Origin of the sequence: Xenorhabdus sp. NBAII XenSa04 (assembly GCF_963866145.1) — a bacterium.
In the GTDB taxonomy this organism is placed as follows: Bacteria; Pseudomonadota; Gammaproteobacteria; order Enterobacterales; family Enterobacteriaceae; genus Xenorhabdus; species Xenorhabdus indica.
This window is the reverse complement of sequence record NZ_CAWMEB010000135.1, coordinates 37,342-59,632: the sequence shown is the minus strand read 5'-3', so window position 1 is coordinate 59,632 and position 22,291 is coordinate 37,342. Positions and strand designations below refer to the sequence as shown.

Here is a 22,291-nt window from a genome sequence, read left to right as displayed (position 1 = left end):
GATGCTGAGGGAATGTTCCTAAAGAGACTGATTTTAAAAGTCACTGGTCTTCAAAAAGGAGTAGTTTAAGGAGATGGTCATATGCGTGTTATTCATCGGCTCAGTAAATTCTGTAAGATTAGGCGACTGCGGCGTCAGCGATTTCATAGGCAAATTTTTTACAGGGATATCCGCTTGGCAAATAAAATAAAAAATCCCCATGTGGTAGTACTGACCGGAGCGGGTATTTCCGCTGAGTCAGGGATCAGAACTTTTCGCTCTTCTGATGGCTTATGGGAAGAGCATCGTGTTGAAGATATTGCTACACCTGAAGGGTTTAAACGTGATCCTGAATTAGTTCAGGAATTTTACAATGCACGTCGAGAGCAGCTACAACAGCCGGAAATCCAGCCCAATGCTGCACATTATGCTTTGGCAAAACTTGAACAAGAACTGGGTGATAACTTCCTGTTAGTGACACAAAATATTGATAACCTGCATGAACGGGCGGGAAGCCAGCATATTATTCATATGCATGGTGAACTCCTGAAAGTCCGTTGCTGTCAATCAGGACAGGTCATTGAGTGGACATCGAAACTGTCTATGGAAGATCGCTGTCATTGCTGTCAATTTCCCTCGTTACTGCGTCCCCATGTTGTGTGGTTTGGGGAAATGCCATTAGGGATGGAGCAAATTTATTCTGCTTTGGCTAAGGCAGATATTTTTATTGCTATTGGTACTTCTGGTCACGTTTATCCCGCGGCAGGTTTTGTGCATGAAGCGAAGTTATCCGGTGCGCATACTGTTGAGCTGAATTTAGAGCCTAGTCAGGTTGAAAGTATGTTTGATGAAAAACATTATGGTAATGCCAGCCAGATAGTCACTCAATATATTCAATCACTACTCCAGCAGATGGATTGATCTTTTCTCAGGTACACATCTTTAGCTATATTCATCAGCCATGTCCCCCAGCCACATTGTTAGCGATGTGACTGGGGCACTCATTGGTACTGCTTTTTCACTGATACTGCTTTAATAAAACTTAAAATTTAATTTAGTCATTGATCAGTCAATCATCAAAGTACCAATAACCACTGTTAACTAAGGCGGTAAGCAAGCTGATAAAGCATACATCATCAATGGCATCGCCCAGAATATCAGCATTGACACTATCATATTGGCAAAGTGCATCAGCCGCTTGCAAATGAAGTGTATCCATCTGTTCGCCATTAATGAAACATTTATCACCAACACGCAAAGCACGTAATCCGCTCAGACGAGTCAGGTTTTCACCCTGTTTGAGTAATTCATAGATTTCGTCACTTTCATAGGGTGGTTCTGGTGGAGCAATATCCAGTTCATGACGTGACTGGGAGATAAACTCCCCAAACCAGTTCTGGAATGTTTCAGGTTGATCCAGTAAGTCCTGCATCATGGCACGCAAGGTGGTCAGTTCATTTTCCTGAATTAGCGCGGGGTTATCACGGAATGTCAGTTCAGGATCACTATAACGGTGGCTTCCTAACTCATTCACCAGAATATAGTCGGCAAAACCACTAAATAATTCACGGGCATTCGGGGCGCGGAAGCCTACAGAATAATTTAGTGAATCTTCAATAGCATAACCTTCGTGTGGATAACCAGGCGGAATATAAAGGATATCGCCTGGCTGCATTTCTTCATCAATAATGGCTTCGAAAGGTTCAACTTGTAATAAATCGGGATGAGGACAATGCTGTTTCATCGGGATCTTGTCGCCAACACGCCAGCGTCTGCGACCTTGTCCTTGGATGATAAATACATCATATTGATCAAGATGAGGGCCGACACCACCGCCCGGAACGGAGAAAGAAACCATCAAGTCATCCATCCGCCAATCAGAAAGTACACGGAATGGTTTCATCAGTGCGGAGGAGGGGTGATGCCAATGATTAACGGCTTGTACGAGTAGTGACCAGTTTTTATCGCTCAGATGGTCATAGCTTTCAAATGGCCCATGAGAAACTTCCCAGTGACTGTTTTTCTGGCTGACTAAACGGCTATCGATTTCGTTTTCCATTGCCAATCCAGCCAGTTCATCGGGAGAAAGTGGGTCGATAAATTGCTGGAACCCCTGTTTGATCAGCAGTGGTCGTTTTTGCCAATGATTCTGCAAGAACGTCTGCCAGTCCAGATTCAGCTGATAATTCATGGTGATATCCTGAGTGACAATAAAATTTCTGGCTATTATAACGGATAGTTAATGGAGTTATCAGATTTGGATGAAATAATTCGAGCCTGCTCCCATTAAACATGAGTTGTTAATGAGAATTGTCAGGGAGCATTGTTCGTTATCCGCTGGTTTCGGAAGGTTACACTCACTCTGGCACCTCCCAAATGGCTATTGCCAATGCTAATATTACCCTCATATTGTTCCACAATTTCTGAGGCGATCGATAACCCCAATCCTTGTCCCGGACGTAATGTATCTGCTCTTAGCCCACGTTCGAAAACGATACTGCGTTTATCGGGAGGAATACCTGGCCCATCATCATCAATAATAATGGTAATGAAATTTTCACCTGTCAGAGCAGTGACTTCGACAAACTCCAGACAATATTTACAGGCATTCTCCAAAATATTCCCAATGATTTCCAAAAAATCATTTTTTTCACCTAACCAAGTCAGTTCAGGGGAAATATCTAAGGTGATGTTGACACCTTTGTGTTGATAAACTTTTGTCAATGCATTGATAAGGCTATCGAGTAAGGTTGGAACTGAAAAAACTTTTTTTAGAATGAGGTTGTGATCGTTGTATATATTGGCTCGATGTAAGTAATAACCAATTTGTTGGGAAATCCGGTCAATTTGTTCAAGCATGATTGGCTCTGCTTGTTCAATGGTCATCTGTTCACTTGAGCGAAGGGAACGGAGTGTGGATTGCAGCACAGCCAGGGGAGTTTTCAGGCTATGTGTCAAATCGGATAAGGTTGTTCGATACTTCGTATAACGCTGGCGTTCATTATCCAATAATGCATTCAAGTTTTTAATCAAACCTTTTAATTCGGATGGAGGGTTTTCATCTAATTCTTCACGTTCACCTTTTTCCAGAGAGCTTATTTGAAGGACTAACGACTTAATCGGACGTAAACTCCAGTCAGCCGCAAGCCAGATCAATGGAGCAACTAAAATCAGGTTGGCAATCAATACATATCCAAACCATTCCCAGATTTTTTCTGACGGCAGTATATTCTGTGGAAGGGTATTGATAACAGCAATGGTCATTGCAGGGAGAGTCTTAGTGGCTGGATAAATATTGATAGCAACAGAATAAGTTAATAGCTCTCTCTCATCTATGTTATCACTATTAGTAATAACCTTGTTGTTATTGTCACTCTTATTTTTTTTGCTGATATTGTTCTTCTTATTGGTGCCAGCATGGTTATTCGTTGTGTGTTTATTGTCTGATTCAGAATATAGTTTAGAATTTATATCTGCATAATAAGCCTCTAATTCATATAGGCCATTCTTTTTCAGCCAGCTAGAGGGGATTTTTTTTTCAAGTTCTGGTGCGTAATGCTGACGCCAGAGGATTTTATTTTTATCGTCATAAATCAGGGTTAATGAGCGATTATCTGTGTGGAAATTTACAGGGAAAAGAATATCCAGCTTATTTTCTTTCCATCTGGCAAGGGAATAAAATAAATTACTCTGGTTACTGAGTATAGCATAAGTATCATTATCTAAACGCATTAAATACCCGACAATGGCGACAATTCCATATGGCAAAGTCAATGCGAGAATAATAACTGTCGTCGCCATGAGAAATCGTGTTCTCAGAGAGACATGCTTTCCCGGTAATTTAAACATTACGCTATTTCACATCAAAACGATAACCTTGACCACGGACAGTAACAATAACCTCATCCGGCCACTCGTTCAGTATTTTTTTTCTTAAACGCCCCATTAATACATCAATTGTATGACTTTCACGTAATTCAGCGTCAGGATACAACTGCCTCATCAATAGTTCCTTACTGACAACTTTACCATTATTACGCATCAAGGTTTCAATAATCGTATATTCGAAGGCGGTCAATTTTATCTTTTTACCATTAACAGAAAACTCCTTACGTGAGAGATCGATTAAAAACGGCGGTAATTCGGCAACTTGAGATGCTAATCCGCTATTACGACGCATCAGGGCTTGTATACGCGCATTAATTTCCTCTAGTTGGAAAGGCTTGGTAACGTAATCATCTGCTCCGGCATTCAGCACAGTCACTTTTTCTTGCCAGCTTTCACGGGCAGTGAGAATGAGAATGGGGATATTAATATGATCGCTACGCCAGCGTTTAATTAAACTCAAACCATCTTCTCCTGGTAATCCCAGATCAATGATTGCGACATCAGGATGGTTTTCTTTCAGGTAATAATCTGCTTCTTTTGTATCTTCGGCAGCATCAACCTGATGGCCAATATCCCGGAGCTGTACTTTTAGGTGATGGCGAAGTAACGCATTATCTTCAACTATTAATATTCGCATAATGATTCCTTATGCTAACCAGTAAAATTTATCAAATAAATCTTAAATAGCCAGATAGTCAAATTAATCAGTGGATTTAAATAGATTATAGATATACTGTTATGATTAAACCAACTATAGTAACTATTCAGTCTATTGTTGGTATGTTAATGAATGAATTGTCAAAAACAATAAGTTGATTCAATAATAGCTTATAACTTTACAACTTATTTATATTTCATATAAGATTTGACTATTTTGCAATACGTGAACGGGAATTTCCCCGTTCACTATTATATAAATAAAAACGTTTTATTTTAATTTATTGACCAGTAATTCAGCATAGCCGATATAATTTGCAGGGGTCATAGATTTAAGACGTATTTTTTCTTTTTCAGGAAGTTCAAGGTTATCAATAAAACTTTTCATTCCCTCAGCATCAACACGTTTACCACGTGTTAATTCTTTTAATTTTTCATAAGGTTTCTCAATACCATAACGACGCATGACAGTCTGAATCGGCTCTGCCAGAACTTCCCAATTTTGATCCAGTTCATCCAACAGGTGTTGCTCGTTGACTTCCAACTTACTCAGACCTTTCATAGTAGATTGATACGCGATTAATGTATATCCCAGACCAACTCCCAGATTACGTAATACCGTAGAATCAGTCAGATCACGTTGCCAACGTGAAACCGGAAGCTTGCTGGCAAGATGACCAAATACTGCATTTGCCAACCCCAGATTTCCTTCAGAATTTTCAAAATCAATTGGATTGACTTTGTGTGGCATGGTGGAGGAGCCAATTTCGCCAGCGACTGTTTTTTGCTTGAAATGGTTAAGGGCAATATAACCCCAGATATCGCGATCGAAATCAATCAGGATGGTATTGAAACGCGCGATACAATCAAATAGTTCGGCAATGTAATCATGTGGTTCGATCTGAGTGGTATATGGATTCCATTGAATACCCAGAGAAGTCACGAATGATTCACTAAACTGGAGCCAATTAACCTCAGGATAGGCTGACAGATGGGCATTATAGTTGCCGACAGCGCCGTTGATTTTACCCAGAATTTCAATTTGACTGAGTTGACGGAACTGACGTTCCAGACGGTAAGCCACATTTGCAAATTCTTTACCAACAGTGGAAGGTGTCGCAGGTTGCCCGTGTGTACGTGACAACAAAGGTAATTCACTGTAATCATGAGCCATGTGCTTAATAGTATCGATCAACTGACGCCATTGTGGTAGCAGTACTTCCTCACGGGCAGTTTTAAGCATCAATGCATATGACAGATTATTGATATCTTCTGAGGTGCAGGCAAAGTGAATAAATTCAGCAACTTGATGTAAAGCAGGCCTGTGAGCTACTTTTTCTTTCAGAAAGTATTCAACGGCTTTAACATCATGGTTAGTGGTTCGTTCAATTTCCTTGATACGTAATGCGTCCTTTTCATTAAAATTTACAACGATTTCATCAAGGTAAGCGTTTGCGTTTGCATCAAAAGCAGGGACTTCTGCGATTTCTGTTGTGGCAGCCAGTTTTTGTAGCCAACGTACTTCAACCTGCACGCGGAATTTCAGTAAGCCGAACTCACTAAAAATAGCGCGCAGTGCGCTAACTTTATCGCCGTAACGGCCATCAATAGGAGAAACAGCGGTCAGTGAGGATAATTCCATTAGTAGAAACTCCCGGATCTTATTTAACGATTTATTTAACAACGAGCAAGAATGTCTTTTGCCTGTCGGATCAGGCGCTGACGTGAAAACATAAATTGCAGACGGCTACCGCCTACTTGTTGCCATAAGACGGCGCTACGAATACCTGCCAGTAATGCAGCACGGACTTTTGCCTGAACTAACGTATTGCGCAAGACATCAGGAGAACCCATAACCTGAATACGTGGCCCCAATGGGCTGATAACATCGACATAAATGCCAGCGAGAGCATTGAGCATTCCTTCGGACATAGGCTCAAAGTACGCCTGTTGGCGTTCTAGCTGAGAAATACGCTTAGTCAGTTCATTGGTTGCTGATGAATTTTTGCTTAGGCGACGTTCCAGTGCCATTATGCTTAAAACGTAGCGGGTAAGCTCAGCGGAAACTCCGCTGTTTGTGCCATTGAGCACTCCCATAACAGCATCAAGGCCAACGCGCAGATTGCAAGTTTCATTGCCAAAGACATCCAATGTGGAAGTCGGACTCATGTTCAGGATACTGTTGAGTGTTATTTCAAAAGCACTGGCATCACATTGCCCTTCGTGGGCCAGTTGCTGTACTAGACGAGTTGACTGGCAGATACCTGCCAGGGCTAATGTAATGTCGTAATAATTTTTAGCCACGATTACTCCTGTATACGTTGTTCGATCACACCACCACCGAGACAAATTTCTCCCTGATAAAACACGGCTGATTGGCCGGGGGTGACAGCCGCAACGGGGCTATCAAAATGAACCTCAATTTTATCTTCACTCAAAGGAATGACGGTACAAGGGATATCCTGCTGGCGATAGCGTGTTTTTACCACGCAGCGGATTTCTGTTTTCAATGGCTGGCGATCAACCCAATGAAGTTGTTGTGCAATTAAGCCGACAGACATCAGACGAGGATGCTCATGCCCCTGAGCAACAATCAGCGTATTATTTTCAACATCTTTATCAACAACATACCAGGGATCTTCATTGCCATTTTTCGTTCCTCCGATACCTAACCCTTTGCGCTGACCAAGTGTATGGTACATCAGGCCAGTATGTTGCCCGATAGTTTGTCCATCAACGGTAACAATCTGGCCAGGTTGGGCTGGCAGATAACGCCCCAGAAAGTCACGGAACTTACGCTCACCAATAAAACAGATACCTGTGGAATCTTTTTTCTTTGCTGTGACCAGCCCTATTTCTTCGGCAATGCGGCGAACTTCAGGTTTTTCAAGTTCCCCGACTGGAAATAAACTTTTTGCAACTTGCTGGTGACTCAGAGTATATAAGAAATAGCTTTGATCTTTATTGCCATCAAGGCCACGAAGTAATTGGCTGATGCCATCCACATCCCGACGCCGGACGTAATGACCCGTTGCAATGTAATCAGCACCTAAGTCTTCTGCGGCAAATTCTAAGAATGCCTTGAACTTAATTTCTTTGTTGCAGAGAATATCTGGGTTTGGAGTTCTGCCTGCTTTGTATTCAGCAAGAAAATGTTCAAATACATTATCCCAATACTCGGCTGCAAAATTGATGGTGTGTAGTTCAATGCCCAGTTTGTCACACACTGCCTGAGCATCGTTCAGGTCAGCGGCGGCTGAGCAATATTCTTCATCGTCATCTTCTTCCCAGTTTTTCATAAACAGGCCAGCTACCTGATAACCCTGCTTTTGCAGTAAGTAAGCGGAAACGGATGAATCAACACCACCGGACATCCCGACGATGACTTTTTTCTGGCTGTTATCTGACATGGATATATCTCACTGCGGAAAAACATAAACGTAATACTGTAGCACGTTGCCAGGCAAGGTGCACCAAACGTCTTTACGCTCTTGTGATTTACTTTCCATTTAATAAGAAACTATTTGGCAAAAGGTGGCCCATAGCTACCCAGTATTGTTAATGGATAAGCCTTATGTTTTAAATAACTCCGTACACTTTCAGCAACCAGTGGTGAACGTAGCTGTGAGCTATTGATGATTTCTTCTGCGCTGAGCCAATGACAGCAATGAATATCACTGTCCTGGGGAGTCGTATTCACGGTTTTTTCCAGTTCAATCAAAAACAAAAAACGAATAAAAGGTGTTCCATCAGGAGCGACCCATTGATGTAATTTCAGTAATGCCTGTGGCTTAGCACGAATACCGGTTTCTTCCCATAATTCACGTTCAGCAGCTTCCTGTAATGTTTCATCAGCTTCAAGATGACCGGCAGGCTGATTCCAGAGAGGTTTACCATTGATAAGCTCTTCAACAACTAAGAATTGATTTTTTGCATGTACTATGCAGGCAACAGTGATATGTGGACTAAACAAAATCAATTTCCCTCCATTCTCCAGGGGACAGCTCCCCCAACTGTAATGAGCCCATACTGAAACGGATAAGACGTAATGTTGGAAAACCAATATGAGCTGTCATTCTACGTACCTGGCGATTACGACCTTCAAAAAGCGTAATTTTCAGCCAGCTCACTGGGATGCTTTTTCTTTCCCGAATTGGTGGTGTGCGTTCCCAAAGCCAGATGGGTTCCTCTACTAATTCCGCTCCAGCAGGGAGTGTTGGACCATCTTTCAGAATAATACCGTTGCGCAGCTTGTTAAGTGCGGCTTCATCGGGTATTCCTTCTACTTGAACATAATAAACTTTGGCCGTTTTTTTTCTGGGCTGCGTTAATTTAGCCTGTAATTTTCCATCATTAGTTAAAATCAACAACCCTTCACTATCACGATCCAGACGACCTGCGGCATAAACGTCATTAGAAGTAATAAAATTTTTTAATGTTGTTCTTCCCGTCTCGTCTGTGAATTGGGGGAGAACATCATAAGGTTTATTAAATATCAACACCCGACGGGGACCAGTAATTCTTTTTGAGGGAGCGCTATTTTTTCTTTGACTGAATCGATTAAGTTTGCGTTTTTTAATAGAGAAATTTGTCATGATAAGTTATTGCTCAAAATGAAGGGGATATTATACCTGAAATCTGCGCCCATTGGCGTTTGCAGAATATTCAAGTAATATTGACACGTCCCTTACAAAAAATTAACAAGGCATTGCGCTTACTTGAAAGGAGAGGTTAATGGAAAGCAAAGTAGTTGTTCCGGCGGAAGGTGAAAAAATTACTTTTGATACCAAAGGTAAATTAAATGTTCCGAATAACCCGGTAATCCCTTATATCGAAGGGGATGGTATTGGTGTTGATGTAACGCCGGTCATGCTGAAAGTTGTTGATGCTGCGGTTCAGAAAGCGTATCGCGGTGAGCGCAAAATTTCCTGGATGGAAATCTATACAGGAGAAAAATCTACCCATGTTTACGGTAAAGATGTTTGGTTACCGGATGAAACTCTGGATCTAATCCGTGAATATCGTGTTGCAATCAAAGGTCCTCTGACAACCCCGGTTGGCGGCGGTATTCGTTCCCTGAATGTTGCATTGCGTCAACAGTTAGATTTGTACGTCTGTCTGCGCCCGGTTCGTTACTATCAGGGTACACCGAGCCCTGTTAAGCATCCTGAATTAACTGACATGGTTATTTTCCGTGAGAATGCGGAAGATATTTATGCTGGTATTGAATGGAAAGCAGGATCTGCGGAAGCTGATAAAGTCATCAAATTCTTGCAGAATGAAATGGGTGTTTCTAAAATCCGCTTCCCTCAGCAATGTGGTATTGGTGTAAAACCATGCTCAGAAGAAGGCACTAAACGTTTGGTGCGTTCTGCAATTGAATATGCAATTGATAATGATCGTGAATCAGTGACTTTGGTTCATAAAGGCAACATCATGAAATTTACCGAAGGTGCTTTTAAGGATTGGGGTTATGAATTAGCGCGTACTGAATTTGGTGGTGAGCTGTTGGATGGTGGCCCGTGGGTGAAGATTAAGAACCCTAAAACCGGTAAAGATATTATTATCAAGGACGTAATTGCAGACGCGTTCTTGCAACAGATCCTGCTGCGTCCTGCTGAATATGACGTTATCGCTTGTATGAACCTGAATGGTGACTATATTTCTGATGCGCTGGCGGCACAAGTAGGTGGTATCGGTATTGCTCCTGGTGCAAATATTGGTGATGAGTGTGCTCTGTTCGAAGCAACACATGGCACAGCACCTAAATATGCAGGCCAGGATAAAGTAAACCCAGGCTCAGTAATTCTCTCTGCTGAGATGATGCTGCGCCATATGGGATGGTTCGAGGCTGCTGACTTAATCATTAAAGGAATGGAAGGTGCGATTGCCGCCAAGACAGTGACTTATGACTTCGAACGCTTGATGGAAGGTTCTAAATTACTGAAATGTAGTGAGTTTGGTGATGCAATTATCTCTCATATGTAATTAATAACTTAGTGAAATAGATAGCGGGGGCTTAATAGTTCCCGTTTTTTATTACTCACTGAAAACTCCGTCCTGTGGGAGCGGCGTTCAGTGAGTAATAAATTGATTGTGAAATGTATGGAAATATGACTTGACCTCAAGTTAACTTAAGGTTCTAGAGTGTGTACATTCGTTAACGAAAATAAGCAGGAAATATATTTCCATTTATTGGTGAGCGGTTTAATTATATATAGTTTCAAAATAAAAATAATCATCAGGTTGAAAATAAAATATATAAATATTTTAAGTCAATTCATAAGGAGAATGTAATGATCCCGAAATCAGCGGTATTAAGAGTTGCCAGGCCTACTGATAACCTTAAAGTTATTACTGATATGTATGTTAATGGTTTAGGTTTTAAATTATTAGATGAATTTCAGGGGCATAATGATTTTGATGGTTCTATAATTGGGCACGAAAAACATAATTATCATTTAGAATTTACTCATCACCATGGAACTACAGTTGGGCGCGCACCAACAAAAGATAATCTGCTGGTTTTTTATTTCAGTGAAAAGAGTGTGTGGGAGCAATGTTGTCAACGTATGATAGAGGCAGGTTTTAAGGAAGTTCTATCGTATAATGATTATTGGGATGTAGTTGGAAAAACTTTTGAAGATATAGATGGTTATAGGATTGTTCTCCAAAACAGTGAATGGGCTGACTAAGAATTTTTTTTTCACTAATGTAATTATTATTGAATTCACCGTTTAATAAATCCATACAAGCTAGTAGCAATTTTCATAACACTTGAAATACGATTCGCAGGCCGTATTTGTAAATATCAATTAACTTCAATATAATTTTTCTCGCGATTGTTATTCCAAAAGTAAATACTCAGAGAGCGACGAATTTTCGTCGCTCCAGAGCTCATTACCGGGAATGCTGAGATAAGGCATGTTTTGTTTGGATCTTACAGCTTTCGACTGATTTAACGAGCGATTCGTCAAAGTGGCGATTAGTCGGGAACGTTTTCTTATTCTTTCTGACTTCAATAACTGTTTGTTTGATTGATGCAACGAATTCATTTTGATTGGAATGAATTTCTTTAAGATTTAATCCTTTTTTGTGTAGCAGATTGAGGCTTTTTTGGGCTATTACATCTGGTGAGTCCTTAGTTTTGAATGCCTCAACAGAAGCCTTACCAAACAAATCACAATAAGTTTCTGCGATCTTGTCTATATTTGCCTGTGCGGCATAAGAGAAGAATGAGAATGGGATCAAAAAAAGTGGTAATAAAAAACGTTTCATAAATTCCCCTTTATCAGCTATACCGTGATAGTAGCGATAACATTAACAATAGTACATTATCCATCGTTTGCCTTACATCTTTATGGTGACAGTGCGTATTGATTCGAGCATGATCAGCGTTTCTGCTCTGTACATCGTTCTTTCTTACAATGGCTGCGGAGTAATTTAATGAGATCATTTTTGCTATCAGTATTGATGCGGGTGAGTAATTTGACATTTTTATCAGTAAACTTGAGTGCATCAACTTCAAGATAGTTTCCTGAACCTGCGGTGAGTTTGGAGACGATTAGCTCTTTGGCTCCATCGCCATCAATGTCTGCAAACATGACTCTTGGTTTACCATTATCTTCGAACAGCGAACCATTACGGGAAAAAACTGCGCCAGTACTAAAATTTGTTAACTCCTGATCTTTGAAAACGGCAATGGAATAACTACCAATTGATGCACTTTCCAAGTCACCGGCTGAGATAACCGCAAATTTTTTATCAGGTAAATTAATCAATGCTCCATCTTTCGCAAAGGTTGTATGTGATAAAAATAGAGTGAGCAGAGTTGAGAGTACGGAAAACTTTATTTTCTTATCTATAAGCATAGTCAATACCTTATTGATTCGTATTTTGCTTAAATGTGCAGATGGCAGAAGTTGAGAGTAGAAATTTATATCGTAGCATGGATTTCAAAAGCTGATAGTGTTGATGAAGAAAGGATAAATCAGGAAGATTATGCTGAAGAAATAGAACCAGAAGGAATGGAATTTAATATTAATTATTATTTTTTCTTATGTTTTAAAAGATATGATTATTGGAATAAACTGGCGGGAAATATTTCATAATATAGGTGAGCTTTACTGTAATTAATAAAATTTATTCTAGTGAAAATAGGTTGTTATTTTATAAATGATTGCCTGAATATAATACTTTTATTATTTTTAATTTGAAAATAGACAAAGTTAACGGGAGTAGAAACTCCCGTCTTATTAATTTTGACATATATCAAGCTCTATGTACTATTTTTTTCAATTTTTTCTACAATTTTGTTGTATTCTTTCCAGATAACAGATAATGGTGAGTTTAAGCAGCAAATAGAGATAGAACCGCCTGTTGCTGGATGATACTCATATTTCGACTTTCCTCTATATACCCGTTTTGGCAGAATATTGTCCGCTGGATTTTTTCTTTTTCTTTCTAACATCAATCATAACCTCACTAGCAGATTATCTGATGGCCAGATAGTGGAATATTAATATCTTACTAACTTGTTGTTTTTGTTTCCAATGTAAAAATAACAATTGAAAATCTTAATATGTAATGGTGGCTTTTTCCAATTATCACAGCATTAAAATTTAATAATCTCATTTGAAGAAAAATATTGCTATATGTTTTCGCAAATTCAGGAGATTTCAATATTAAATTTTGTAATTATTTTAGTGTTTTTAATGAATGTTTTATAGCTACACGGGTAGAATGCAAAGTATGAAGTGAGTTAAGAATAAACAATGAATTGTGCGGCTGAGGGGAGTAAGAAGCATCAATGAAAGCATATTATTATGGGAGTTTTGTATTGTATTACGTTTTAAAAATTTTGTTCTTTTGTTCTTTTGTTTGTTGCTTGTTGTGATTGTGTATACAAATTGTTGATTAATATATGCACATTAAACATCTTTGAGAGTACCGAAATGGGTAGTTTATCAATTGGAAATTGTGCTTAAGGGGCTTAAAATTGGGCTGCGGGAACTCATGTAACTTAATGTAAATATTCATAAATGCTAAAGTAAATGTAAAAAATTCATTAAAAGTTACCCATTGAAATAGATATTGTGTTACATTCTTTCCGTTTTACTGGCTAGTATCTCTGTGTTTCATGCACAGAATTGTGTTACTTGTTAATTATAAAGAATATTAAGCACAATAAATTCTCTATGGATACTACATTTATGGTCAGCTAATGTTTGCTAACTACTAAGGGGAAAATATCTTGATGGATCTGATTAACAGCATTAACAGCATTCTTTGGGACTACGTATTAATATACTTGCTTTTGGGGGTTGGCCTTTACTTCACACTACGCTCTGGCTTCATACAGCTTCGTCATTTTGGTCACATGTTTTCAGTTCTGAAACATAGTAATAAATCAGATAGTTCAGGTATCTCATCTTTTCAGGCTTTATGTACCAGCCTTGCGGCACGTGTAGGAACAGGTAATCTTGCAGGGGTTGCAATTGCAATAACTGCTGGTGGTCCGGGGGCTATTTTTTGGATGTGGGTTGTTGCATTTATTGGTATGGCAACTTCTTTTGTGGAAAGCACGCTTGCCCAGTTGTACAAGACGAAAGACGATCAAGGAAATTATCGTGGTGGCCCGGCCTATTATATGGAGAAAGGGTTGAAGCAGCGATGGATGGGAATATTGTTTTCTGTTTTCCTTATTATCGCGTTTGGTCTTGTATTCAATGCCGTTCAGGCAAATTCAATTGCGGAAGCAGCTTCCTTTGCCTTCGATATTAAACCCTTGTATGTCGGTATTGTATTAGTCATCATTAGTGGCATGATTATTTTCGGCGGATTGCGTTCAATTGCACGAGTTGCTGAATTCGTTGTGCCATTTATGGCGGGGGCTTATTTAATATTGGCATTTTGGGTTGTTGGTCACAATATTGAACGTATTCCTGATGTATTTGCATTAATTATTAAGAGTGCCTTTGGTCTTCAGGAAGCGGTAGCAGGAACGTTGGGATATGGTGTTTCCCAAGCTATGCTGCAAGGGGTTCAAAGGGGATTGTTCTCGAATGAAGCGGGAATGGGTTCTGCACCAAATGCAGCGGCTTCTGCGTCTCCATATCCTCCACATCCTGCTTCTCAGGGATATGTGCAGATGTTGGGGGTATTTATGGATACGATCGCCATCTGTAGTGCTACAGCAATCATTATCCTTTCTTCAGGTATCCTTAATGAAAATGTCACGGCTATTAGTGGGATTGAATTGACTCAACGCGCACTATCATCTGCAGTTGGGCATTGGGGAACAACTTTCGTTGCCATTGCTATTTTCTTTTTTGCCTTTACATCAATTATTGCTAACTACGCTTATGCTGAAAGTAACATGATATTCCTGGAGCGTAACCACACCGCAGGTCTGTTCATTTTACGTCTGGCTGCGTTAGGTATGGTGATGTTTGGTACAATGGCAGATGTGCCATTAGTCTGGAATATGGCGAATATATCCATGGCTTGTATGGCTATTGTGAACTTGGTTGCTATTCTTTTGTTATCAGGCGTTGCGATGAAATTGGCGAAGGATTATAACCAGCAAAGGAGAGCAGGTCGGTTGCCAACCTTCGATATCAATATGTATCCAGAAATTCAAAAGCAAGTTGAAGAAGGTATCTGGGATAACAACTCAGTTCAGAATAACCAGAAGCGAGTTGAGGTTAAGGCAGATATTCATTAATCAGTGTCGTTTACAATAACGAAGATAGTGGATATCGTTAGAAGCAGTAATTTATAAAACTAAGAAAATAAATGTATTAGCCGGATATTCTGTATTCAATTGATATCCGGCTTTTGTTTTTATTGTAATTTCATCTACGCTATGTAGCACATCATTCAATTTTTTCGGTTATTATTGTTTTAATATGATGAGAGAAATTTTAATAGGTGTATTCCTTACACTATTGATTGGTTGCGGTCATCAAATTCCATTAGAAGAAAGAAACAATTATCTTATTGACCATTCTTATTCATATTCGACCAGGCAGGACCTTGAATCGGTCAAATTTCTTGTGTTGCACTATACGGCACTGAATGATCGGAACTCTCTACAAGTTTTGACGAATGGTAATGTCGGTGTTCAATATCTGATCCCATCTCAGCCTAATTATAAGAATAATGAGCCGATTATCTTTCAATTATCCTCTGAGAAAGAAAAAGCCTGGCATGCAGGTAGAAGTGAGTGGAGAGGGTATAAGAATTTAAACAGTTATTCTATTGGCATAGAAATTGTCAATTGTGGTTTTAAGCAACATTTTTTAAAAAAAGAGTGGTGCATATATCACTCATCACAAATTGATGCCTTGATTAGATTGGCAAAAGATATCATTCGCAGACATAAAATCGAGGCAGTGAATGTGGTTGGCCATTCTGATATCGCACCACTTCGGAAAGAAGATCCAGGTCCTGTTTTTCCGTGGCGGGAGCTCTATGAGCAAGGCATTGGTGCTTGGCCTGATCTTGCTACAGTAAATAGATACTTAGCCAGCAGATTGCCAGATACTTTGGTTCCTGTTATTGGAATACAAAAAGCCTTATCTGCTTACGGCTATTCCATTCCCCAGACAGGTTTTCTGGATGAAGATACTCGGAAGATAATTCAGGTGTTTCAGATGCATTTTCGTCCGTCAGATATTCAGGGTAATCCCGATGCAGAAACTGAAGCGATAGCTTTGGCATTAGTCGAAAAGTACAAATAAAATGATCATGAATGTAGTAGCTGTATCATGCTGTCTTATGATTGAGAGAGATTAGGGTTGGTGAGATTGCGGCCTGATATCAATATCTGGCCGCAAAATAGCGTGTTTCATGATTGGCAATTGTAAGTCAGATGCAGAGGAAGTTTAACTTCGAGTTCTATATCGGTACTTTGACGAAAGTCGTAAGGTGTAATGCCATATTCTTTACGGAACATATAAGTAAAGTGAGATTGAGAGCCGAAGCCAAAATCCAGGGCGATATCAAAAATGGGTAGGGCGCTGTTCTTCAGAAGGTGCACAGCACCCGCTAATCGACGTTGGCGTATATATTTACCAAGTGAGATCCCGGTAACTTCCTTGAATATTTTCTGCATGTGCCAAAGTGAATAGCCAGAGTAAGCGGCAAGTTCTTCAAGATGGATGACTCGCCCAAGGTGATTTTCTATCCATTTACTTAGTGCACATACAAGTGCTAAGTGATTATCCTGTGGCATTACAATTATAAATTGGTTAAAGGTGAGAGGAAGTATACACAACTTTTTTTCAAGATTTTAGTTTTATGCTTAATAGATAATAGTACGCCTAATTTTATGCTTATTGGATCTGGATATGTATTACAAGCACTGTGATTGAAGATTTGAATTGGGAAGCTGCACTATTATCCAATATTTGTTTTTTTGATATACATCCCAATAATTCTCTTGCAAGTATGTATGTTAACATTCATTTTCGGTATTCATTCTTCGTGAATGATGCTTTAATATTCACTTGATTTGAATTAGTAAACTAAGTATTGGATTAAAATCAGAATCTGTCTTGGTAGCAACCACACCAGGGTAGTTTGACTACGACAGATCACACACAGAATACACAATGATAGAGGAAATATAAGATTTCTTCGGCCTGTTCAGGTCCACAACGACAAATAAAATAGTTTAAACCAGTTCCAAGCATCATAAAGAGGACTAGATGACAGGACAAATAGAACAATCTACGCTTAAGCGTGGTTTAAAGAACAGGCATATCCAGCTTATTGCTCTCGGTGGCTCAGTAGGAACAGGGTTATTTTTGGGCATTGCTCAAACGATAAAAATGGCCGGGCCTTCGGTTCTTCTTGGGTATGCCATTAGTGGGTTTATTGCATTTTTGATAATGCGTCAATTGGGTGAAATGGTTGTTGAAGAGCCAGTCGCGGGTTCGTTTAGCCACTTTGCATATAAATATTGGGGTAATTTTGCGGGGTTTCTATCCGGTTGGAATTACTGGGCAATGTTTATACTTGTCGGGATGGCGGAACTCACCGCTGTTGGTATGTATATCCAATATTGGTGGCCTGAAACTCCAACATGGATTTCTGCTGCGATATTCTTTGTGCTGATTAATGCTGTAAACTTGATTAATGTCAGGTTATATGGGGAAGCTGAGTTTTGGTTCTCTATTATCAAAGTTGCAGCTATCATCGGAATGATCCTTTTTGGTTCTTATCTGCTCATTTCTGGCACGGGAGGGCCACAGGCCAGTGTAACTAACTTATGGCAGCAGGGCGGTTTTATGCCTAATGGCGTTGTCGGCCTGATTATGGCAATGGCTGTTATCATGTTTTCATTTGGTGGCTTGGAAACTGTCGGGGTCACTGCCGCGGAGGCTGAAAACCCCGAAGTTAATATACCAAAGGCAACCAATCAGGTTGTTTATCGTATTTTGCTGTTTTATATCGGTTCGTTGTTTATTTTACTTTCTCTCTATCCGTGGAAGGATGTTGTGGAGGGAGGCAGTCCATTTGTTTTGATTTTCCATAACCTGAATAGTTTTTGGGTCGCAAATGTCCTGAATATTGTTGTATTGACTGCGGCGTTGTCTGTTTATAACAGTGGTGTTTATTGTAATAGCCGAATGTTATATGGCCTGGCGAAACAAGGTAATGCACCGAGTATTTTGACGAAAGTGAACAAACGTAGTGTTCCCGTTTTGTCAATTGGATTATCGGCGTTGGCTACATCAATAGGCGTATTGATTAATTATATTATGCCTGGTAAAGCATTTGAGCTTTTGATGGCATTGGTAGTTACAACGCTGGTGATTAACTGGATTATGATCTGTATATCACACTTGAAATTTCGCGCTGCAAAAAATGCAGAAGGTGTTAAGACAAAATTCCAGGCATTTTGGTATCCGTTTGGTAATTTTCTCTGTTTGATTTTCTTGGCTTTTATTCTTGTTATTATTCTGATGATGCCTGATATACGTATATCAGTTATTCTGATGCCGTTTTGGATTGGAATATTATGGGTAGGTTATTTATCTTCCAAATCAAATAAGGTTAAGACATAAATTGTCTTGCTGAAAATACGAACACTTTTCCAGCCGGGTATAATGCCCGGCTGAATTTTATAATGAAACTAATTTTATTAGAGCGTTATGGTAAAGTGTTATTTCAGCAAAAGAAAATTGGTTAAAAAACCTCCCTGAAAAATTGCATATAAAATGAATGTTATCTTATAATGATATTTACTGTAGGTTGATATATGAACAATTTTTTATTTAAAGTCCAATCACTCCGGTGTTATAAACATTATGTAATCATCTGACAAGTTGCGAGAATAGCAGGAGTTTAAAAGTTACAGTATGAGTATTTTAATTGAACAATATTTAATAAAGGCTAAACAAAACGTAAACTAGCCGAATTTGGAGTAATCATATTTTACTTTCAAACATTAACATAAAATTAGCTATCGTTTTATTGCTTCTTCAATTTATTTTGAAAGTTATAACTCACTAGAGTACCTCTTAATAGGTGTAGAAAACAGAATTATATATTAAATAAGTAAAAATGATTTCATCAAGTTAATGTTTTATTTTTCTGTTAATTCATATGGTTATGTAATATAAATGCTTCCGAACAATATTAAACCAGAATAGATATTAAGAATTTAAAATATGTGCGTTAGCTCGTGCACCTGAAAAAAATGGCTTGCGATTATATAAAGAGTATGTGATAAAACATCTGGGTAAACGAAGTACTGTTTCTGTTAATGAATAGCAGCAACGAATACTGGTTTGTTTCTTTTTATGCCAATCGGCGAATAAAGTGATTCAAAGGAAATTTTTGAAATGGCAAAAATCACTGGTACTGTGAAGTGGTTCAACGAGTCTAAAGGTTTTGGTTTTATTACTCCAGCTGATGGCAGCAAAGATGTATTTGTACATTTTTCTGCAATTATGAAAGATGGATTTAAAACATTGTCCGAAGGCCAACAAGTTGAGTTTGAAATTCAGGATGGTCCTAAAGGCCCAGCCGCTGCAAATGTCACGACTTTATAGTAAGAAGTAGTAAAAAATTTATTTTAGTTGGTATGCTGGTGGCTGGCTGAATATATCTATCGTTAATCTTTTCCATTAATTAACGATAACATATTGCAAATATCACTCTATTGGGATACTAATAGAGTGATTTTTATTTTGGCTCGGGGCGTTCTTAAATGAACTGAGAAGTACCCGTATTACCTGATCTGGATAATGCCAGCGTAGGGAAGTCTTGGTATCTCTGGTTTGATACCCGTTTTTCTTGGGCTGGTAGTAGGAACTACCATCATGAGAATTAATTCGTTAACCATTGCAGGAACTGATCCTAGCGGTGGTGCCGGCATTCAAGCTGATCTAAAAACATTTTCTGCACTTGGCGTATATGGAACAACTGTAATAACAGCTCTCGTTGCGCAAAATACAACAGGAGTGCAGACAGTTTATGATATTGAATCTGGCTTTATTTCTGCCCAACTTGAATCTGTACTTTCAGATGTCAGAATAGATAGTGTTAAGATCGGTATGTTGTCTAATTCTGCCAATGTTCATGTTGTTTCAGAAGCTTTCCACCGTTATCCGGTTCCTTATATCGTGTTAGATACCGTTATGCTGGCTAAAAGCGGTGATCCTTTATTATCGCAGGAAGCGGTAAAAGCTATGACGGAATTATTATTGCCCATTGTCTCTTTGATTACACCAAATTTGCCCGAAGCCGCAACGTTGTTGAAATGCTCTCTTGCTGAAACAGAAGATGAAATGTTGCACCAAGGGCGCGAATTGTTGTCGATGGGATGCCAGGCTGTTTTATTGAAAGGAGGGCATTTGGACAATAGAGAAAGCCCGGATTGGCTGTTTACGTCTGAAGGAGAGTGGCGTTTTACGGCTCCCAGAGTGAATACACGCCATACACATGGAACGGGTTGTACGTTGTCGGCTGCTCTTACAGCGCTGCGGCCACGTTATGCCGATTGGCAGAGTACAATACCCGTGGCAAAGGCCTATTTGCAGAATGCTTTAATGCAGGCTGATACGCTAGATGTCGGGAAAGGAATAGGGCCTGTACATCATTTTCATCAATGGTGGTAGGAAATGTGGTAATAAATAGTAGTGGTAATAAACAGTAGTAGGAATTATCACAACAATATCGTGGTATTGTGATTAAAAATGGGGATTTCATATCCCCATTTTTAATCAATACAGTAAATTAAACAAATTCTATCAGGCGATGGTGACGCTCTTGTCGAGATACACATCCTGAACAGAATGGATCAGTGAAACGCCTTCTTTCATTGATTTCTTAAATGCTTTGCGTCCCAGGATCAGTCCCATACCTCCGGCACGTTTGTTGATGACTGCGGTACGGACAGAATCACTTAGATCATTCACCCCGGAAGCTCCGCCAGAATTGATCAGACCTGCACGTCCCATATAGCAGTTGGCGAGTTGATAGCGAACTAAGTCGATAGGGTGATCTGTTGTTAGATCAGTGTAGACACGTTTATCTGTGTGCCCGAAACTGATTGCGGTATATCCGCCATTGGTTTCTGCCATTTTTTGCTTAACGATATCTGCGCCGATAGTTGCTGCCAGGTGGTTTGCCTGACCAGTTAAGTCGGCACTTGTATGGTAATCAACGCCATCTTTTTTGAAAGCTGAATTGCGTAAATAGGCCCACAACACAGTTACCATACCTAATTCATGCGCTCGTTCGAAAGCGGCAGAAATTTCCTCTATCTGGCGGCGTGATTCGGGAGAGCCGTAATAAATCGTAGCACCAACTGCAACTGCCCCTATATTAAAGGCTTGCTCAACGCTGGCATACAAGGTTTGGTCATATTGAGCTGGATAGCTCAACGTTTCGTTGTGATTCAGTTTCACTAGAAACGGGATCTTATGGGCATAGCGGCGAGAGACGGATGCCAGAACACCATAAGTTGAGGCAACGCAGTTACATCCTGCTTCGATTGCTAATTCAACAATATTTTTAGGATCAAAATAGAGTGGGTTGGTTGCAAAAGAAGCACTTGCCGAGTGTTCAACACCTTGATCAACCGGTAAAATTGAAAGATAGCCAGTTCCAGCCAGACGCCCGTGATTAAACAAAGTTTGCATTGAACGCAATACAGAGTTTGGCCGATTATTTTCAATCATTACACGATCGACAAAATCTGTGCCTGGGAGGTAAAGATTTTCACGTGAAATGGTATTGCATTGATGTTGCAATAAACTTTCTGCGTCTTTTCCTAACAACTTCACTATATCAGTCATGTTTAACTCCAGTTTGCAAAAGGCGCTACTGATTGTTGTTTATATTTGTACTGAGTACAAGATAAGCAGAGAGGGAAACGGTAGTGGATCGCTTCAGTCGAAGCTATTTTTTATAGTTAATGCTATGTTTATTAAAATTTCACTATTCCATACCCGTTATGCAGATGTGTGCAATGAAATAATGTTGGCGCAATCTGTAATGAATAAGTATTTCAAAGCGTTTTTTGATCGGCTAATCGAAAATATATTTCTCTAAAATTTTCTTCAGAAATTTGAATAAATATGAATAATATTTATCTGAGATGGTTTTTTTATTTACAATTAATTTTGTTATTAAATGTACGTCAATTTTTGGCAAAAGAAATCTAATAATTATTAATTTAATCAATGATTACCTGAAGTTTGATATTATGGTTAATTGTTTGAATTTAACTCATTTCCTATAAAAGAAA

General features: G+C 39.3%; 22 protein-coding genes and 1 riboswitch. Of the genes, 9 read left to right on the top strand and 13 right to left on the bottom strand.

Annotated elements, in window-relative coordinates; translation table 11 throughout:
• Nucleotides 1-81: 81 nt before the first annotated feature.
• Nucleotides 82-900: a Sir2 family NAD+-dependent deacetylase gene (cobB, locus tag AAC147_RS06250; RefSeq protein WP_047679606.1), complete on the top strand. Its 819-nt coding sequence runs from the start codon at nucleotides 82-84 to the stop codon at nucleotides 898-900.
• Nucleotides 901-1,048: 148 nt separating this feature from the next.
• On the opposite strand, the gene AAC147_RS06245 is transcribed toward cobB, so the two are convergent.
• From AAC147_RS06245 to rluE, 8 genes are all read right to left on the bottom strand, one after another.
• Nucleotides 1,049-2,170, bottom strand: coding sequence for a ribosomal protein uL16 3-hydroxylase (locus AAC147_RS06245; protein WP_047679604.1), 1,122 nt, complete (start codon nucleotides 2,168-2,170; stop codon nucleotides 1,049-1,051).
• A 122-nt stretch (nucleotides 2,171-2,292) separates the two neighbouring features.
• Entirely contained in the window at nucleotides 2,293-3,828 is a 1,536-nt protein-coding gene (phoQ, locus tag AAC147_RS06240; protein ID WP_047679602.1) for a two-component system sensor histidine kinase PhoQ, read from the bottom strand.
• A gap of 4 nt (nucleotides 3,829-3,832) precedes the next feature.
• Nucleotides 3,833-4,504, bottom strand: a complete 672-nt coding sequence (gene phoP, locus AAC147_RS06235; RefSeq protein ID WP_047679600.1) for a two-component system response regulator PhoP — start codon at nucleotides 4,502-4,504, stop codon at nucleotides 3,833-3,835.
• A 291-nt stretch (nucleotides 4,505-4,795) separates the two neighbouring features.
• A complete protein-coding gene (gene purB, locus AAC147_RS06230) occupies nucleotides 4,796-6,166 on the bottom strand; it encodes an adenylosuccinate lyase (protein WP_047679598.1) in 1,371 nt (456 codons plus the stop codon).
• A gap of 35 nt (nucleotides 6,167-6,201) precedes the next feature.
• Nucleotides 6,202-6,828: a high frequency lysogenization protein HflD gene (gene hflD / locus AAC147_RS06225; protein ID WP_047679596.1), complete on the bottom strand. Its 627-nt coding sequence runs from the start codon at nucleotides 6,826-6,828 to the stop codon at nucleotides 6,202-6,204.
• 2 nt (nucleotides 6,829-6,830) lie between these two features.
• Entirely contained in the window at nucleotides 6,831-7,934 is a 1,104-nt protein-coding gene (gene mnmA / locus AAC147_RS06220; protein ID WP_047679594.1) for a tRNA 2-thiouridine(34) synthase MnmA, read from the bottom strand.
• A 110-nt stretch (nucleotides 7,935-8,044) separates the two neighbouring features.
• On the bottom strand, nucleotides 8,045-8,497 hold the full coding sequence (locus AAC147_RS06215; RefSeq protein ID WP_047679736.1) for an NUDIX hydrolase: 453 nt from the start codon (nucleotides 8,495-8,497) through the stop codon (nucleotides 8,045-8,047).
• Entirely contained in the window at nucleotides 8,490-9,119 is a 630-nt protein-coding gene (gene rluE, locus AAC147_RS06210; RefSeq protein WP_047679592.1) for a 23S rRNA pseudouridine(2457) synthase RluE, read from the bottom strand. Before rluE ends, AAC147_RS06215 begins: the two co-directional genes overlap by 8 nt.
• Before the next feature lie 139 nt (nucleotides 9,120-9,258).
• On the opposite strand from rluE, the gene icd reads away from it, so the two are divergent.
• Both icd and AAC147_RS06200 read left to right on the top strand, forming a co-directional pair.
• Nucleotides 9,259-10,512, top strand: coding sequence for an NADP-dependent isocitrate dehydrogenase (icd, locus tag AAC147_RS06205; protein WP_047679590.1), 1,254 nt, complete (start codon nucleotides 9,259-9,261; stop codon nucleotides 10,510-10,512).
• Between the two features lie 308 nt (nucleotides 10,513-10,820).
• Nucleotides 10,821-11,219, top strand: a complete 399-nt coding sequence (locus AAC147_RS06200; protein WP_047679588.1) for a VOC family protein — start codon at nucleotides 10,821-10,823, stop codon at nucleotides 11,217-11,219.
• Between the two features lie 205 nt (nucleotides 11,220-11,424).
• Here AAC147_RS06200 and AAC147_RS06195 read toward each other — a convergent pair whose 3' ends face one another.
• On the bottom strand, nucleotides 11,425-11,802 hold the full coding sequence (locus tag AAC147_RS06195; RefSeq protein WP_047679586.1) for a hypothetical protein: 378 nt from the start codon (nucleotides 11,800-11,802) through the stop codon (nucleotides 11,425-11,427).
• A gap of 113 nt (nucleotides 11,803-11,915) precedes the next feature.
• Nucleotides 11,916-12,395, bottom strand: coding sequence for a PliI family lysozyme inhibitor of I-type lysozyme (locus AAC147_RS06190; RefSeq protein WP_156115327.1), 480 nt, complete (start codon nucleotides 12,393-12,395; stop codon nucleotides 11,916-11,918).
• Nucleotides 12,396-12,446: 51 nt separating this feature from the next.
• Here AAC147_RS06190 and AAC147_RS06185 point away from each other — a divergent pair, with 51 nt between their 5' ends.
• Nucleotides 12,447-12,635: a hypothetical protein gene (locus tag AAC147_RS06185; RefSeq protein ID WP_047679582.1), complete on the top strand. Its 189-nt coding sequence runs from the start codon at nucleotides 12,447-12,449 to the stop codon at nucleotides 12,633-12,635.
• A 167-nt stretch (nucleotides 12,636-12,802) separates the two neighbouring features.
• Here the strand turns inward: AAC147_RS06185 and AAC147_RS06180 are convergent, their stop codons facing one another.
• Nucleotides 12,803-12,994, bottom strand: a complete 192-nt coding sequence (locus tag AAC147_RS06180) for a hypothetical protein (RefSeq protein WP_156115326.1) — start codon at nucleotides 12,992-12,994, stop codon at nucleotides 12,803-12,805.
• Between the two features lie 783 nt (nucleotides 12,995-13,777).
• Here AAC147_RS06180 and AAC147_RS06175 point away from each other — a divergent pair.
• Together AAC147_RS06175 and AAC147_RS06170 are read left to right on the top strand one after the other, a co-directional pair.
• Complete coding sequence (locus AAC147_RS06175) at nucleotides 13,778-15,250, top strand: alanine/glycine:cation symporter family protein (RefSeq protein WP_047679579.1); 1,473 nt, start codon at nucleotides 13,778-13,780, stop codon at nucleotides 15,248-15,250.
• A gap of 187 nt (nucleotides 15,251-15,437) precedes the next feature.
• Entirely contained in the window at nucleotides 15,438-16,268 is an 831-nt protein-coding gene (locus tag AAC147_RS06170) for an N-acetylmuramoyl-L-alanine amidase (RefSeq protein WP_197056358.1), read from the top strand.
• Nucleotides 16,269-16,375: 107 nt separating this feature from the next.
• Here AAC147_RS06170 and AAC147_RS06165 read toward each other — a convergent pair whose 3' ends face one another.
• Nucleotides 16,376-16,762: a helix-turn-helix domain-containing protein gene (locus AAC147_RS06165; RefSeq protein WP_047679734.1), complete on the bottom strand. Its 387-nt coding sequence runs from the start codon at nucleotides 16,760-16,762 to the stop codon at nucleotides 16,376-16,378.
• Nucleotides 16,763-17,237: 475 nt separating this feature from the next.
• On the opposite strand from AAC147_RS06165, the gene AAC147_RS06160 reads away from it, so the two are divergent.
• The 3 genes from AAC147_RS06160 (at nucleotide 17,238) to thiD (ending at nucleotide 20,657) form a co-directional block, all read left to right on the top strand.
• On the top strand, nucleotides 17,238-18,599 hold the full coding sequence (locus tag AAC147_RS06160) for an amino acid permease (protein WP_047679575.1): 1,362 nt from the start codon (nucleotides 17,238-17,240) through the stop codon (nucleotides 18,597-18,599).
• A 780-nt stretch (nucleotides 18,600-19,379) separates the two neighbouring features.
• Nucleotides 19,380-19,589: a transcription antiterminator/RNA stability regulator CspE gene (cspE, locus tag AAC147_RS06155; RefSeq protein WP_038269841.1), complete on the top strand. Its 210-nt coding sequence runs from the start codon at nucleotides 19,380-19,382 to the stop codon at nucleotides 19,587-19,589.
• 134 nt (nucleotides 19,590-19,723) lie between these two features.
• Nucleotides 19,724-19,816: riboswitch (TPP riboswitch) on the top strand.
• 40 nt (nucleotides 19,817-19,856) lie between these two features.
• A complete protein-coding gene (thiD, locus tag AAC147_RS06150) occupies nucleotides 19,857-20,657 on the top strand; it encodes a bifunctional hydroxymethylpyrimidine kinase/phosphomethylpyrimidine kinase (RefSeq protein ID WP_197056357.1) in 801 nt (266 codons plus the stop codon).
• 132 nt (nucleotides 20,658-20,789) lie between these two features.
• On the opposite strand, the gene fbaB is transcribed toward thiD, so the two are convergent.
• Nucleotides 20,790-21,839, bottom strand: coding sequence for a class I fructose-bisphosphate aldolase (gene fbaB / locus AAC147_RS06145; RefSeq protein WP_047679570.1), 1,050 nt, complete (start codon nucleotides 21,837-21,839; stop codon nucleotides 20,790-20,792).
• Nucleotides 21,840-22,291: the final 452 nt, after the last annotated feature.